The sequence below is a fragment of the Amycolatopsis camponoti genome (genome assembly GCF_902497555.1).
Taxonomy (GTDB): domain Bacteria; phylum Actinomycetota; class Actinomycetes; order Mycobacteriales; family Pseudonocardiaceae; genus Amycolatopsis; species Amycolatopsis camponoti.
This window is the reverse complement of sequence record NZ_CABVGP010000001.1, coordinates 685527-698624: the sequence shown is the minus strand read 5'-3', so window position 1 is coordinate 698624 and position 13098 is coordinate 685527. Positions and strand designations below refer to the sequence as shown.

The following is a 13098-nucleotide window of genomic DNA, read 5'->3' as shown; positions in this document are numbered from 1 at the left end:
CGGCACAGGGTCACAGGTGCGGTTCGGAGCGTCGCCACGACCGGTGCTTCCGGTCACCTTGCGCCGTCGAGAGGTTCTCGGGGCGGTGGGCGTCACCTACCCTGCGGTAGTGCGCGCAATCCTCGTCGTGAACCCCCAGGCCACCTCGACCACCGCCGGTGGCCGGGACGTCCTGGCGCACGCGCTCGCCAGCCAGGTCAAGCTCGACGTGGTCGAAACGGACTACCGCGGGCACGCCATGGCCATCGCGCGCTCGGCCGCGCGGGACGGGATCGACCTGGTCGTGGCGCACGGCGGCGACGGCACGGTCAACGAGGTCGTCAACGGTCTCCTGGCCGATTCCGATGGCGACCCGACCCAGATCGGGCGGGTCCCCGCGCTCGGCGTCGTCCCCGGCGGCTCGGCCAACGTGTTCGCGCGCGCCCTCGGCATCTCCTCGGACCCGGTCGAAGCGACTCACCAGCTGCTCCACGCGCTGGAGAACGACCGCTCGCGCCGGGTCGGGCTCGGCCTGGCCGACGGCCACTGGTTCACCTTCAACTCCGGGCTCGGCTGGGACGCCGACGTCGTCGGCCGCGTGGCGAAGCGCCGGGGCAAGCAGACGACCGCGGGCCTCTACATGAGGGCCGCCGTCCGCTCCTACTTCCGGCCGCCGCTGGGCCGGCCGGCCCTCACCATCCGCGTCCCGGGTGAAGAGCCCACCGAAGCGCTGACCGCTTTCGTGTCGAACACCGATCCGTGGAGCTACCTGGGCCAGCGTCCGATCCACCTCAACCCGGGTTGCTCGTTCGAGACGGGATTGGGTCTGTTCGCGTTGAACGGTCTGGGGTTGCCCACGGTGTTCAAGCATGTACGGCGTGCTTTGGCTACGAAGAGCAACCAAAAAGGGAAACGTCTCGTGCGTCACGACGACGTGCCGATGATCCGCATCGACGCTGCTGAACCGGTAAACTTCCAGGTGGACGGCGACCTCGTCGGCCAGCGGACCCGAGTGGAATTCTTCAGTGTCCCCAGTGCACTCACGGTAATCGTGTGACGACGGGACCGCTGATCGCCTGCGGCAAAGTGCAATCTGCCGTTCGTCGACGCAGAAGCTCCACTCAGCGCATCAGCCTTCCCTTCGGGCGGCTGTTTCGGAGAGAAACCGCAGGTCAGAGGGGTCGCTCGGCCGGGTGACCTGACTCACCGATCTTCAAGAAACCCTTGTCGAACGCGGTGCTTCGTGAAAGCATTCACAAGCACCCAAGAACACGACCGCCATTGACGACTGTGGCGCGGCCCTCCCGCGCCCTATGAAGGAGCTCACGAACATGGACTGGCGCCACGACGCGGCCTGCCGAGACGAGGACCCCGAGCTGTTCTTCCCGGTGGGAACCAGCGGTCCTGCTCTGTCGCAGGTAGCTCAGGCGAAGGCCGTGTGCCACCGCTGCACCGTCGCTTCCGACTGCTTGGCCTGGGCTTTGGCCAGCGGCCAGGACGCCGGCGTGTGGGGCGGAATGAGCGAAGACGAGCGACGCGCGCTCAAGCGCCGCCGTACGCACATTGGCACGCGTACCAACGCCTGATTTCACCAAGATCCACCGAGCCGAGTAGGAAAAATCACCCGGCGGGCATTTTTCGTGCCCACGCCGTCTGGGGTGATACCTACCCAGCTCAAGTTTAACAACCGAGGTGAAACCGCCCCACGACGGGTGTGCTGAAACCTCACCAGGACTTCAAGTCCTCGAAAACGTTGAACGGCCCGGCACACGAGCACCACGTGCCGGGCCTTCAACGTCTCCTGGTTCCCCGCCGCCGGTTCCCTCCCGCGATCCGCACCCGATCACGTCCACCGAGACGGATATGCCCGGCGGTGATCAAGTCCAAACAGGACGGTCTACAAGCGCCTCGAAAGAGGGATGCGCAGCGCCGCTTCGGTACCCGTCACCCGGGTGGACGACGTCTCGGCGTGCACCTTCCGCAGCGACAGCGAGCCGCGCAGCTCGGACTCCACCAGCGTCCGCACGATCTGCAGGCCCAGGCCGTCCGAACGCTCCAGCGAGAACCCCGCCGGCAGGCCGCGCCCGTTGTCGCGGATGACGACGTCGAGCCAGCGGGCCGAGCGCTCCACGATCAGCTCGACCTTGCCCGACCGGCCCGCCGGGAACGCGTGCTCGATGGCGTTCTGCACCAGCTCGGCCAGCACCATCACCAGCGGCGTCGCGATCTCCGCGACCACCACCCCGAACGAGCCCTTCCGCTTCAGCCCGACCTGCGACTCCGCCGTGGCGACCTCGCCGACCATCGGGAGCACGTTGTCGAGCAGCTTGTCGAGGTCGACGCGCTCGTCCACCGAGATCGACAGCGCCTCGTGCACCAGCGCGATCGACGTCACCCGGCGCACCGACTCCGCCAGCGCGAGCCGCGCCTCCTCCGACGACGTCCGGCGGGACTGCAGGCGCAGCAGCGCGGCCACCGTCTGCAGGTTGTTCTTCACCCGGTGGTGGATCTCCCGGATCGTCGCGTCCTTCGACAGCAGCGCCCGGTCGCGGCGCTTGACCTCGGTCACGTCGCGGACCAGCACCAGCGCGCCCGCCGCCTGCCCGGCCGGCCGCAGCGGCAGCGCGCGGAACAGCACCACCGCGCCGCGCCGCGAATCGGCCTCCGTGCGGCTCGACGGCTTCCCGTCGAGCGCCTCGATGATCCGGTGGGACACCTCGGTCGCGTCGAACGGGTCGCGGATCAGCGACCGCGTCAGCGGCGCCAGGCGGGTGCCGACCAGGTCGGACTCGTGCCCCATCCGGTGGTAGGCGGACAGCCCGTTCGGGCTGGCGAACACGACGGTGCCGCTCGAATCCAGCCGGATCAGCCCGTCACCCACCCGCGGCGAGGTGTGCGTGTCGGTCGCGTTGGTGCCGCTCGGCGGGAACGTGCCGTCGACGATCATCTGGCACAGGTCGCCGGCGCTGCCCAGGTACGCGATCTCCAGCGGCGAAGGCACCCGAGGTGCGGCCAGGTTCGTCTCGCGGCTCATCACGGCGACGACGTCGTCGTGGAACCGCACCGGGATCGCCTCGCGCCGCATCGGTAGGTCGCGGTACCAGTGCGGGTCCTCTTCACGGCAGATCCGCGCCTCGCGCATGGCCTTCGCCAGCTGCGGGTGCTCCTCCACGGTGAACCGGGTGCCGACGACGTCCTCGGGGTGCGCGGTGGGCGCCGTCGTCGGCCGCGCGTGCGCGACGCAGACGAAGTCGCCGCCGTCCGGCTGCAGTTCCTCGGTCACCGGGACCCAGAGCAGGAAGTCGGCGAAGGACAGGTCGGCCAGCAGCTGCCACTCCGCGACGACGGTCTGCAGGTGGTCCGCGGCCTCCCCGGGGAGGCCGGTGTTGTCGGCGAGCAGTTCGGCGAGCGTCGACACGGTTACTCGACCGTCCCGAGGACGTCGCCCTGCTGGACGCGGTCGCCCTTCGCCACGGCGAGGCTGGTCAGCGTGCCCGCCTTCGCGCTCACGGCGGGCAGCTCCATCTTCATCGACTCCAGGATCAGCACGGTGTCACCGGCGTTCAGCGTGGCGCCCGGCTCGGCGACGACCTGCAGCACGGTGCCGACCATTTCGGCCCTGATCTCGGCCATCCGGCACCCCTCCTCGCGCTCGCCCGGCCACCCCATCCAACCAGAACGGGACGTCATGACACACTTGAGAGGTTGACCAGCTTTGACGACGAGGAGTGAACATGTCGAAGCGCGCCCGCAAGCGTCGCAGCCGGAAGAAGAACAGCGCGAACCACGGCGGTAAGCCCAACTCCTGAACCCGGCGTCGGCACGCAAAAGGCCCCCGCACACCTGCGCGGGGGCCTTTGTCGTGCTCGGGCGCTATTCGGACCGCTGCTCGATGGTGACCTCGGTGCGTTCGACCGTGACGCCACCGCGGGTGGCGACGGTCTGGCGGATCGACGCGCGCAGCCGGCTCTTCAGCTCGGCCGGGGCGTGGTCACCGCCACACTTGCGGGCCAGCAGCTGCTTGAGGTGCTCGTCGATGCCGTACTCCTCGAGGCACGGCGGGCAGTCCTCGATGTGGGCGCGCAACGCGGCGTCCCGCTCGGCACTGCACTCGCGGTCGAGCAGCAGGTAGATGTCGGCGAGCGCCTCTTCGCAGCGGACCTTGTCCGAAGCGCCTTCGCACATGTCGTTCATCGCCCGGCCACCTCTTCCTTGGCCCCCCGGATGAAGCCGCGCTCACGCGCGACGTCGGCGAGCAGGTCGCGCAGCTGGGCGCGGCCTCGGTGCAGGCGGGACATCACGGTGCCGATGGGCGTGTCCATGATCTCGGCGATCTCCTTGTACGCGAAGCCCTCGACGTCGGCCAGGTAGACGGCCAGCCGGAACTCCTCGGGCAGCTTCTGCAGGGCGGCCTTCACGTCGGTGTCGGGCAGGTTGTCCATCGCCTCGACCTCGGCCGAACGCAGCCCCACGGAGGTGTGACTCTCCGCCTTGGCGATCTGCCAGTCGGTGATTTCCTCGGTGGGCTGCTGCACGGGCTGCCGCTGCCGCTTGCGGTAGCCGTTGATGTAGGTGTTGGTGAGGATGCGGTACATCCACGCCTTGAGGTTCGTGCCCGCCTTGAAGGACGCGAAAGCGGCATACGCCTTCAGGTAGGTCTCCTGGACCAGGTCCTCGGCGTCAGCGGGGTTGCGCGTCATCCGCATCGCGGCCGAGTACAGCTGGTCGAGCAGTGGCATCGCGTCCCGCTCGAAGCGCTCGGCGCGCTCGGCCTCGGTCGCTTCTTCCGACGCTGGGTTCTGCGTGCTCGGCAAACCGTTCCCTTCCCGCTCGGCGTCGATGCGCGTGCGCGCATACGGCGACGTCGAGTTTACGCGGGGGCCGGGCACACCGCGGTTCGCCGGTGCCTCAAGGCGGCGGCGGCTGCGAGAGCGTGTGGTGGCGAGGGTTGGTGTCACGTCCCGTACAACCGATCGGGGGGTGCGGGCATTCCCTAGACTCCGGCCCATGGCTGGCAAGGGCACCCCGGCGACGGCGCTGCTGGGGAAGCAGAAAGTGGCGCACACACTGCACGCGTACGACCACGACCCGCGAGCGGAGTCGTACGGCCTGGAGGCGGTGGAGGCACTGGGCCTGGAGCGCGCCCGGGTGTTCAAGACGCTGGTCGCCGAGGTGGACGGCCGTCTGGTGGTGGGCGTGGTCCCGGTCACGGGACAGCTGGATCTCAAGGCGCTGGCGGCCGCGGCCGGGGGCAAGAAGGCGAAGATGGCGGACCCGGCGGCGGCCCAGCGGGCCACGGGGTACGTGCTGGGCGGGATCTCACCCTTGGGCCACCGGAGCCGGCTGCCGGTGGTGATCGACGCCTCGGCTCCGACGTTCGAGACGGTGTTCTGTTCGGCCGGACGCCGGGGCCTCGAAGTCGAGCTGGCCCCGGGCGAGCTGATCCGGCTCACGGCGGCGGTGGTGGCGCCGATCGCGGCCTGACCAGCGGGTTCAGGCCAGCGGGCGCAGCACCCGGGACAGCCACTCCGTCGCCGCCCGGGACACCGTCTCCAGGTCCTTCGACAGGCTGTGGTCGCCGTCGACCATCACGATCTCGTGGTGCGGTCCCGCCTTCGGGCGCCCGAACGGGTCCCGCTCCCCCTGCACCACGAGGACCGGCACCTCCACCGCGTCCAGCTCCGGCTGGCGCGTCTTCTCCGGCTTGCCCGGCGGGTGCTCCGGGAACGCCAGGCACAGCACCGCCACCGCCTGCCCGGCCGACGCCGTCCGGCAGGCCACCCTGGCCCCCGACGAACGGCCGCCGAACACCAGGGGCAGCGCGTCGAAGCGCTCCGAAAGCTCGTCCGCGATCGTCAGCCACGCCGTGTCCAGCTGGTTCGCCGGGGCCGGCGCGCGGCGGCCCGCCACCCGGTACGGCTGCTCGACCAGCGCCACGTGCACGCCGGCCGTCTGCGCCGCCCGTGTCACCGCGACCAGGTCCTTCGCGCCCAGGCCGCCGCCCGCGCCGTGGCCGAGCATGAGCACCGCCACGCCCTCCTCGGCGCAGTGCAGGTAGACCCGGGCCGGGCCGTACGCGGTTTCGATCGCGAGGGCGGTCATGACTTCGGCGCGTCGAAGAGGGCGCCCTCTTGCGCCGGGTCGACCCGCTCCAGCAGCTCGGGCCCGTTGTTGCGGACGTTGTTGACCAGGGTCGAGATCGGCCGCAGCTCCAGCGACGCCACGATGTCGTCGGGCGTCGGCACCAGCAGGTCCTTGACGTCCTCGCGGTCCGGGTCGAGCCAGCCGTCCCAATGGGACCTGGGCACGATCAGCGGCATCCGGTGGTGGACGTCGGTGAGCTGGCCGGCGGCGTCGGTCGTGATGATCGAGAACGTGATCAGCGGCGCCGCGTCCTTGTCGTCCTTCGGGTGCCAGCTCTCCCAGATGCCGCCGAACGCGATCGAGGAGCCGTCCGGCTCCGTCATGTAGAACGGCTCCTTCTCCTTGCCGGTGCGGCGCCACTCGAACCAGCCGTCGGCGGGCACTAAGCAGCGGCGGGACACCAGCGCGCGGCGGAAGGCGGGCTTCTCGGCGGCCGTCTCGGCGCGCGTGTTGATCATCCGCGAGCCGACCGACGGGTCCTTCGCCCAGAACGGCACCAGGCCCCACTTCATCATCCGCAGCGAACGCACGGCGGGCTCGTCCTCGAGGACCTGGCCTTCGTCGTCACGAGGGTGACGCTGCACGACCGTGACGACGTTCTTCGTCGGCGCGACGTTGTGGTCGGCGCGCGCGTGCCCCTCGGTGAGGTCGATCGCCTCGAACTCCTCGATCAGTTTCGCCGGGTCCTTCGTGGCGGCGTAGCGGCCGCACATGACCAACCTCCTCGCCCGCCGGATACATCTTGGACGCCATCGTTACACGCAGGCCAGGGCCCTGGCGAGCGACGTGGGATCATTCGGGTGGGCACCGGTGCACGAGAGGACGACGGGTTTGGCGCGCAACGACTGGAGCAAGCTGGACGAGTCCGACGTCCGCGTGCGTCCCGGCAAGGGCACCCGGCCTCGCAGCAAGCGCCGTCCCGAGCACGCCGACGCGGTCAACGCCATGGTCATCGGCAAGGACCGCGGCCGCTGGACCTGCGCGATCGACGCCGATCCCGGGCAGGTGATCACCGCGATGCGAGCCCGTGAGATGGGCCGGACCCCGGTGGTCGTCGGCGACCGGGTCGGGATCGTCGGCGACGTCTCCGGCAAGCCGGACACCCTCGCGCGCATCATCCGCGTCGACGAGCGCACCAGCTCGCTGCTGCGCACGGCCGACGACACCGACCCGTTCGAGCGGCTGGTCGTCGCCAACGCGGAACGCCTGCTGATCGTCACGGCGCTCGCCGACCCGCCGCCGCGGACCGGCTTCATCGACCGCTGCATCGTCGCTTGCTACGCCGGCGGCGTCGAGCCGGTGCTGTGCCTGACGAAGGCCGACCTGGCCAGCCCGGACGAGCTCCTCGCGGGCTACGCGGGCCTCGACATCCCGGCGATCGTCAGCCGCTTCGACGAAACTCCCGAAGGCCTCGCCGAGATGCTGAAGGACCGGGTGACGGCCCTGGTCGGCCACTCCGGTGTCGGCAAGTCGACATTGGTCAACCGCCTGGTCCCGAATGCCGACCTGGCCGTCGGCGTGGTGAGCGGAGTCGGGAAGGGGCGGCACACGTCCGTCGCCGCGGTGGCGCTGCCGCTGCCGGACGGCGGCTGGGTGATCGACACCCCGGGCGTCCGGTCGTTCGGCCTGGCCCACGTCACCGCGGACGACATCGTCGACGCCTTCGAAGAGTTCGCCGAAGCCGCCGAGGAGTGCCCGTCGGGCTGCGGGCACCTCGGGCCGCCCGAGGACCCGGACTGCGCGCTCGACGACGTCGTCACCGAGGGCCGGGCGGGCGCCGAGCGGCTCGCGTCGCTGCGCCGCCTGCTGCAGTCCCGCGGGGGCCACGAAGTGACTCGCGTCACAGACGCCTGAGACAACCGGGAACCGAACTCGGATCGTCACCGTCACATCGGTAACCATTCGCCCGTTCGGGCGATATTCCGAGCGGAAGTTCCGAGATCTGAGGGGAATTCGATGCGCAAGACCACCCTGGTCGCGGCGGGCGCCGCACTGGTGCTGACGTTGACGGCGTGCAGCACCTCCGGCACCGCCGCGCCGGCCGGCGCGGGCAACCAGCCGCAGGCCAACGGCGGCGGGCTGCTCGCTTCGCCGTTCACCGACGCGATCCAGCTGGCGTCGGCGTCCAAGCAGGGCACCGAGAAGTCCAAGTCGGCGAAGTTCACCATGGAGGGCTCCGCCGCCGGCCAGACCATCAGCGCGACCGGCGCGATGGCCATCGACGGCGCGAACACCAAGTTCTCGATGACCAGCACCGCGGCCGGCGAGACCACCGAGATGCGCATGGTCGACAAGGTCATGTACATCAAGCTGCCCGCCGAGCAGCAGAAGCAGATGGGCACCGACAAGTCGTGGGCCAAGATCTCGGCCGACGGCACCGACCCCGTCTCGCAGGCGATGGGCGCGTCGCTGACGCAGTCGGCCGAGCAGAGCGACCCGAGCAAGATGCTCGACCAGATCTCGAAGGCGGGCCGGATCATCTCGTCCGACCAGACCGAGCTGAACGGCGAGCAGGTCAACCACTACAAGGTCGAGCTGGACGTCGCCAAGGCGGTCGACCAGTTCACCGGCCAGCTCCCGGCCGCGACCCGCGACAAGGTCGCCGGCATGCTCAAGGGCAAGGACATCAAGATCCCGGCCGAGCTGTGGCTGAACAAGGACAACCTGCCGGTGCAGGTCACCATGGACCAGGGCCCGATGATGCAGGCGATGGGCGTGCCCGCGGGCGACGCGAAGTTCACGATGAAGTACAGCGACTGGGGCACCCAGGTCGACGTGTCGGCCCCGCCGGCCGACCAGGTCGTCGACCTCGGCGAGCTGATGAAGAAGGCCGGTCGCTGACCGGAGACTCTCAGTAGCAGCGGCTCCCCCGAACGGGTTCGGGGGAGCCGCTGTGTTTTTGTTGGCGCCATGCGCAAAGCCGCCGTCGTGCTGCTGTTCGGGTTCTTGCTGGGCTCGTGTTCTTCGCCGCCGTCACCACCGGCGTTCACCGACGCGCGAGCGCTGGCCGACGCCGCCACGGCGGCCACGACGAGCGGCGGCTCGGCGAAGTTCACCACGGACGTCGCGGTGGGCCAGGTCCGTTCGAAAGGCCAGGGCCAGGCGCGGTTCGGCGCGGGCGGGACGTCCCAGGTGATGACGACCGACTTCATCGGCGAGCCGATGGAGCTGCGGCTGGTGGCCGGCAAGCTGTACGCGAAGGTCCCGGAGGGGTCCCGCGACGAGGTCGGCACGGGCAAGCCGTGGGTGGTGGTCACGGCGGCCGGGACCGACCCGTTTTCCCAGGTCCTGGGCGGAAGCCTGGCCCAGCTGACGACCCAGAACGACCCGGCGCACACCCTGGGCGAGATCCGGACGGCGGGCTCGATCGTCTCGTCAGAGCACGGGAAACTGGACGGCGTGGCCGCGGAGCACTACCGGGTGGAGCTGGACTTGGCCCGGCTGGGGGCGGATTTGCCGGCGGGGCTGTCCGCGGATTCGGCTGGGCGCCTCGGCGGGAAGTTCCCGGTGGAGCTGTGGCTGGATGAGGGGCATCGGCCTTTGCAGGTCGTGCTGGATCTTTCGCCGATCCTGCAGGGTGGGGAGGCTCGGATCACTACCCGGTACAGCGAGTGGGGGGTTCCGGTGGATGTTCAGGCGCCGCCTGCGGGCGAGGTGGGGTAGGTGTTCTGTCCGGGGAACGCGATCCGCTGCGGCAAAGTCGCGGTGGCTCGCTCACCCGCAGCTCCGCCGAAACCGCCCCTTCGGCTCCGCCCCGCCGGACAGCCCCCGCCCTTCCCTGGGGGGCGTCCCCGGTCCCAGTCTATCGGCCGCCCCCGACCACCCAGACCGGAATCCACCGGTTGTCCACAGGTCATTCCACCTGTGGACAACTCAGAGCAGCTCCAGCAAGAACGGCAGTTCCTGCGGCGCGTACCAAGCCAATTCGTGGTCCTCGGCATCCCCCAGGGTGAACTCCGCGTCCGGGTCGCCCAGGTCTGCCGCGTCGATCACCGCCGCGGCCGCCGAGACCGCGTCGGCCGCCTCCGGGGCGTCCACGTGGATCGCCGCCACCGCCGACAGCGGGATCGGGCCGCCGATGCGGACCACCGGGGCGTCCAGGTCCGGACGCAGCGTCAGGCCCTCGACGTCCGCCGAAATCACCACTCGACGTGGCTCGCCCTTCTCCTCCGCCGCGATCAGCCGCAGCGAAGCGCGGGCCGCGTCCAGCAGGGCCGCGTACTCCAGCTCTTCGTCCGACCCGCTCGAATACGCCTCGCGCAAGGCCGGCGTCAACGCGAACGCCGTTCCGCTGCGGGCGCGGAACTCCCCCGAGGATTCGAGGTCGCGAAGCATCGCGATGGTCGCAGGCAGATAGACCCTCACCAGTGCGCACCCTTCAGCTCTTCCACGGACTCTTCGATCATCCCGGCCACGAGGTCGACGTCGAACGCGGCCTTGCGGTCGCCGTTCAGTCCGAAGTAGACGCCGCCGTGGTACGACGTCACCCCGATCGCCAGCGCCTGGGTGCGCATCAGCGGCATCACCGGGAACATCTCGACCAGTCTGGCCTCTCCCGCGTACATCGGCACCTGCGGGCCCGGCGAGTTGGTCACCATGACGTTGAAGATGCGCCCGGACAGCGACCCCGCCGCGCGCGCCCCCAGGGAGTGCAGGGTAGCCGGGGCGAAGCCGCCCACCTTGAGCAGCCCGCGCGCCGCCACCGGGCGGCCCGAGTCCAGGTGCTCGGTCATCGCGTGGCCGATGTGCTGCAGCCGCAGCACCGGGTTGGGCTCGCCGACCGGCAGGTCCACCAGGTACGCGGCCACCTGGTTGCCGACCAGGGCCGGCGTCGAGTACTCCGCCGTCTCGGCGTCGCGGACCGCCAGCGGGACCAGCGCGCGGATCGTCGCGTTCGGGGTCAGCGACTCCTCGCGCGACAGCAGCCACTCGCGCAGGGCGCCCGTGATGGCCGCGAGGACGACGTCGTTGACCGTGCCGCCGTGGGCCGCGCGGATCTTGCGGAAGTCCTCGAGCCGCGTGCGCACCACCGAGAACACGCGCCCGCCGGACACCCGGACGTTCAGCGGCCCGGTCGGCGCCGGCTTCACCAGCGTGCGCAGCGTCGACGCCACCCCGCCGACGGTCTCGGCGAACTTGCCCGCCGCCGCGAACGCGTCGTTCGCCGCCGAGCGGACGTTCTCCACGACCACGCCCGGCCGCTGGACGCCCTCGCTGACCGCGTCCAGCACCAGCTGCGCGCGGCTCGGCTCGCGCCGCGGCGTCCAGATGTCCTCGAACGGCTCCGGCTCGGCCGGCGTCGGGTCGAGGATGAGCTGGCCGAGCTCGATCGTGCCGACACCGTCCACAACGGACTGGTGAGTCTTCGTCACCAGCGCCACCCGGTCACCGGAGAGCCCCTCGATGAAGTACGCCTCCCAGAGCGGCCGCTCCGGCGCCAGCCGCCGCGACATCAGGCGCGCGACCAGGTCGAACAGCTGCTCGTCACTGCCCGGCTGGGGCAGCGCCGAGCGCCGGACGTGGTAGTTCAGGTCGAAGTCGACGTCGTCCACCCACACCGGCCGCGCGAGGTGGCCGGGCACCTCCGCCACGCGCTGGCGGTAGCGCGGCAGGTACGCCAGCCGCGCCCCGACGAGGTCGAGCAGCTGCGCGTAGGTGAACCCGGAGCGCGGCCGCTCGAAGATCGCCACCCCGCCGACGTGCATCGGCGTCGCGTGGTCCTCGACGTAGAGGAACGAGGCGTCCAGCGCGGACAGGCGGTCGGGCATGAGCCGATCCTTACACAGTGCGAGACTGCCGGGTGTGGGTGATGAGTCGACTGTCTCGCCGAAAGACCGCTTCCTGACCGTCTACGGCCGGAAGCCGGTGCTCGAAGCGCTGGCCGACGGCGGCCTGCGCGTGGACAAGGTGATCCTCGCCGACACCGCTCGCGGCCCCGGCGCGGCGGAGATCCAGCGCGCGGCGAAGGACGCGGGCGTGGTCGTGCAGCGCGCCAGCGCCCACCGGGTCAAGGTGCTCGCGGGCAACGGCAAGCAGGACCAGGGCGTGCTCGCCGACGTCGTCGCGCCGCGGATGCGCGCGCTCGAAGCGGCGCTTTCGGACCGTCGCCCGCCGTCGCGCGTGCTGCTGCTCGACGGCATCACCACGCCCGCGAACGTCGGGATGATCCTGCGCACGGCGACCGCCGCCGGGCTCGACGGCGTGATCGTGCCGCGCCGCGGCGTCGCGGCCCTCGACCCGCTGGTGGTCAAGGCTTCGGCCGGCGTCGCCTTTCGCGCGCCGGTGCTGCGGTGCGGTTCCGCGCGCGATGCCGCCGAAATGCTCACCGAAGCCGGTTACGGCCTTTACGCGCTCGGCGCGTCGGCGCGCACCACGGTTTTCGACGTCGACCTGCCGCAGCGCGCCGCGTTCGTGCTCGGCGGCGAGACAGGCGGAGTCGGCGCCGAAGTCGGCGAGCTCGTCACGGAATGGGTGTCCATTCCCATGCCGGGTGACGTCGAGTCGCTGAATGTCTCAGCCGCGGCGGCGGTCCTGTCATTCGAACTGGTCCGCCGCGCGCGGTGACGCTCACCCGTCCGGGAACAGCGCGTCGAGCTCGGTGAGCGTTTCCTCGACCGACCGGTGGTGCACGCCGACCATGCCCGCCTGGACGGCGCCGCGGATGTTCGCGGCGGAGTCGTCGACGAACGCGCAGCGCACGGCGGGCAGGCCGAGCTGGTCGGCCGCGATCAGGTAGACGGCCGGATCCGGTTTGGCGACCCCCACCTCACCGGAAAACACGAGTGCGTCGAAATAGTCGAACATCGTGTTCTTGACCTCGGCCGACGCCCCGGGGGCGTTCGACAGCAGCGCGGTACGGACCCCTCGCTCACGCGCGGCCACCAGGTAGTCGTAGAAGCGGCCGGCGTCGGGATCCGTGAGAACTCCGGCGAAATCGACCAATAACCCCTTCAGCACCCGGCACACCATAGCCGG

Annotated in this window: 17 protein-coding genes; 8 read left to right on the top strand and 9 right to left on the bottom strand. The window is 70.5% G+C overall.

Features of this window, described 5'->3' with window-relative positions; genetic code table 11:
• Nucleotides 1–109: 109 nt before the first annotated feature.
• Together AA23TX_RS03390 and AA23TX_RS03385 are read left to right on the top strand one after the other, a co-directional pair.
• Nucleotides 110–1036, top strand: coding sequence for a diacylglycerol/lipid kinase family protein (locus AA23TX_RS03390; RefSeq protein WP_155541121.1), 927 nt, complete (start codon nucleotides 110–112; stop codon nucleotides 1034–1036).
• A gap of 274 nt (nucleotides 1037–1310) precedes the next feature.
• Entirely contained in the window at nucleotides 1311–1565 is a 255-nt protein-coding gene (locus AA23TX_RS03385) for a WhiB family transcriptional regulator (RefSeq protein ID WP_072481920.1), read from the top strand.
• Between the two features lie 311 nt (nucleotides 1566–1876).
• On the opposite strand, the gene AA23TX_RS03380 is transcribed toward AA23TX_RS03385, so the two are convergent.
• Nucleotides 1877–3397 carry a sensor histidine kinase gene (locus AA23TX_RS03380; protein ID WP_155541120.1) on the bottom strand — a complete coding sequence of 507 codons (1521 nt, stop codon included), beginning with the start codon at nucleotides 3395–3397 and terminating at the stop codon, nucleotides 1877–1879.
• A 2-nt stretch (nucleotides 3398–3399) separates the two neighbouring features.
• Nucleotides 3400–3612: a biotin/lipoyl-binding carrier protein gene (locus tag AA23TX_RS03375; protein WP_155541119.1), complete on the bottom strand. Its 213-nt coding sequence runs from the start codon at nucleotides 3610–3612 to the stop codon at nucleotides 3400–3402.
• A 101-nt stretch (nucleotides 3613–3713) separates the two neighbouring features.
• On the opposite strand from AA23TX_RS03375, the gene AA23TX_RS51205 reads away from it, so the two are divergent.
• A complete protein-coding gene (locus AA23TX_RS51205; protein ID WP_371827656.1) occupies nucleotides 3714–3788 on the top strand; it encodes a 50S ribosomal protein bL37 in 75 nt (24 codons plus the stop codon).
• Between the two features lie 64 nt (nucleotides 3789–3852).
• On the opposite strand, the gene rsrA is transcribed toward AA23TX_RS51205, so the two are convergent.
• Together rsrA and AA23TX_RS03365 are read right to left on the bottom strand one after the other, a co-directional pair.
• Nucleotides 3853–4173, bottom strand: coding sequence for a mycothiol system anti-sigma-R factor (rsrA, locus tag AA23TX_RS03370; RefSeq protein ID WP_155541118.1), 321 nt, complete (start codon nucleotides 4171–4173; stop codon nucleotides 3853–3855).
• Nucleotides 4170–4793 carry a sigma-70 family RNA polymerase sigma factor gene (locus tag AA23TX_RS03365; protein WP_155541117.1) on the bottom strand — a complete coding sequence of 208 codons (624 nt, stop codon included), beginning with the start codon at nucleotides 4791–4793 and terminating at the stop codon, nucleotides 4170–4172. Before AA23TX_RS03365 ends, rsrA begins: the two co-directional genes overlap by 4 nt.
• Nucleotides 4794–4986: 193 nt before the next feature.
• On the opposite strand from AA23TX_RS03365, the gene ybaK reads away from it, so the two are divergent.
• A complete protein-coding gene (ybaK, locus tag AA23TX_RS03360; RefSeq protein ID WP_155541116.1) occupies nucleotides 4987–5463 on the top strand; it encodes a Cys-tRNA(Pro) deacylase in 477 nt (158 codons plus the stop codon).
• Nucleotides 5464–5472: 9 nt separating this feature from the next.
• Here the strand turns inward: ybaK and AA23TX_RS03355 are convergent, their stop codons facing one another.
• Both AA23TX_RS03355 and AA23TX_RS03350 read right to left on the bottom strand, forming a co-directional pair.
• Nucleotides 5473–6081: an alpha/beta hydrolase family protein gene (locus AA23TX_RS03355; RefSeq protein WP_155541115.1), complete on the bottom strand. Its 609-nt coding sequence runs from the start codon at nucleotides 6079–6081 to the stop codon at nucleotides 5473–5475.
• A complete protein-coding gene (locus tag AA23TX_RS03350) occupies nucleotides 6078–6836 on the bottom strand; it encodes an SOS response-associated peptidase (protein ID WP_155541114.1) in 759 nt (252 codons plus the stop codon). The genes AA23TX_RS03355 and AA23TX_RS03350 overlap by 4 nt, the downstream gene beginning before the upstream one ends.
• A 118-nt stretch (nucleotides 6837–6954) precedes the next feature.
• Between AA23TX_RS03350 and rsgA the strand changes: the two genes are divergently transcribed.
• The 3 genes from rsgA to AA23TX_RS03335 all read left to right on the top strand — a co-directional run bounded on the left by rsgA (nucleotide 6955) and on the right by AA23TX_RS03335 (nucleotide 9786).
• On the top strand, nucleotides 6955–7977 hold the full coding sequence (gene rsgA, locus AA23TX_RS03345; protein ID WP_155544229.1) for a ribosome small subunit-dependent GTPase A: 1023 nt from the start codon (nucleotides 6955–6957) through the stop codon (nucleotides 7975–7977).
• Between the two features lie 102 nt (nucleotides 7978–8079).
• Entirely contained in the window at nucleotides 8080–8964 is an 885-nt protein-coding gene (locus AA23TX_RS03340; RefSeq protein WP_155541113.1) for an SCO4651 family lipoprotein, read from the top strand.
• A gap of 69 nt (nucleotides 8965–9033) precedes the next feature.
• The gene (locus AA23TX_RS03335; RefSeq protein WP_155541112.1) at nucleotides 9034–9786 is read left to right on the top strand and encodes an SCO4651 family lipoprotein; all 753 of its coding nucleotides are present in this window, start codon (nucleotides 9034–9036) and stop codon (nucleotides 9784–9786) included.
• Between the two features lie 210 nt (nucleotides 9787–9996).
• On the opposite strand, the gene AA23TX_RS03330 is transcribed toward AA23TX_RS03335, so the two are convergent.
• Entirely contained in the window at nucleotides 9997–10488 is a 492-nt protein-coding gene (locus AA23TX_RS03330; RefSeq protein WP_155541111.1) for a DUF6912 family protein, read from the bottom strand.
• The gene (locus AA23TX_RS03325) at nucleotides 10485–11891 is read right to left on the bottom strand and encodes a WS/DGAT/MGAT family O-acyltransferase (protein WP_155541110.1); all 1407 of its coding nucleotides are present in this window, start codon (nucleotides 11889–11891) and stop codon (nucleotides 10485–10487) included. The genes AA23TX_RS03330 and AA23TX_RS03325 overlap by 4 nt, the downstream gene beginning before the upstream one ends.
• Nucleotides 11892–11925: 34 nt before the next feature.
• Between AA23TX_RS03325 and AA23TX_RS03320 the strand changes: the two genes are divergently transcribed.
• The gene (locus AA23TX_RS03320; RefSeq protein WP_155541109.1) at nucleotides 11926–12687 is read left to right on the top strand and encodes a TrmH family RNA methyltransferase; all 762 of its coding nucleotides are present in this window, start codon (nucleotides 11926–11928) and stop codon (nucleotides 12685–12687) included.
• Nucleotides 12688–12690: 3 nt separating this feature from the next.
• Here the strand turns inward: AA23TX_RS03320 and AA23TX_RS03315 are convergent, their stop codons facing one another.
• The gene (locus AA23TX_RS03315; RefSeq protein ID WP_155544228.1) at nucleotides 12691–13065 is read right to left on the bottom strand and encodes an HAD-IA family hydrolase; all 375 of its coding nucleotides are present in this window, start codon (nucleotides 13063–13065) and stop codon (nucleotides 12691–12693) included.
• Between the last annotated feature and the right edge of the window lie 33 nt (nucleotides 13066–13098).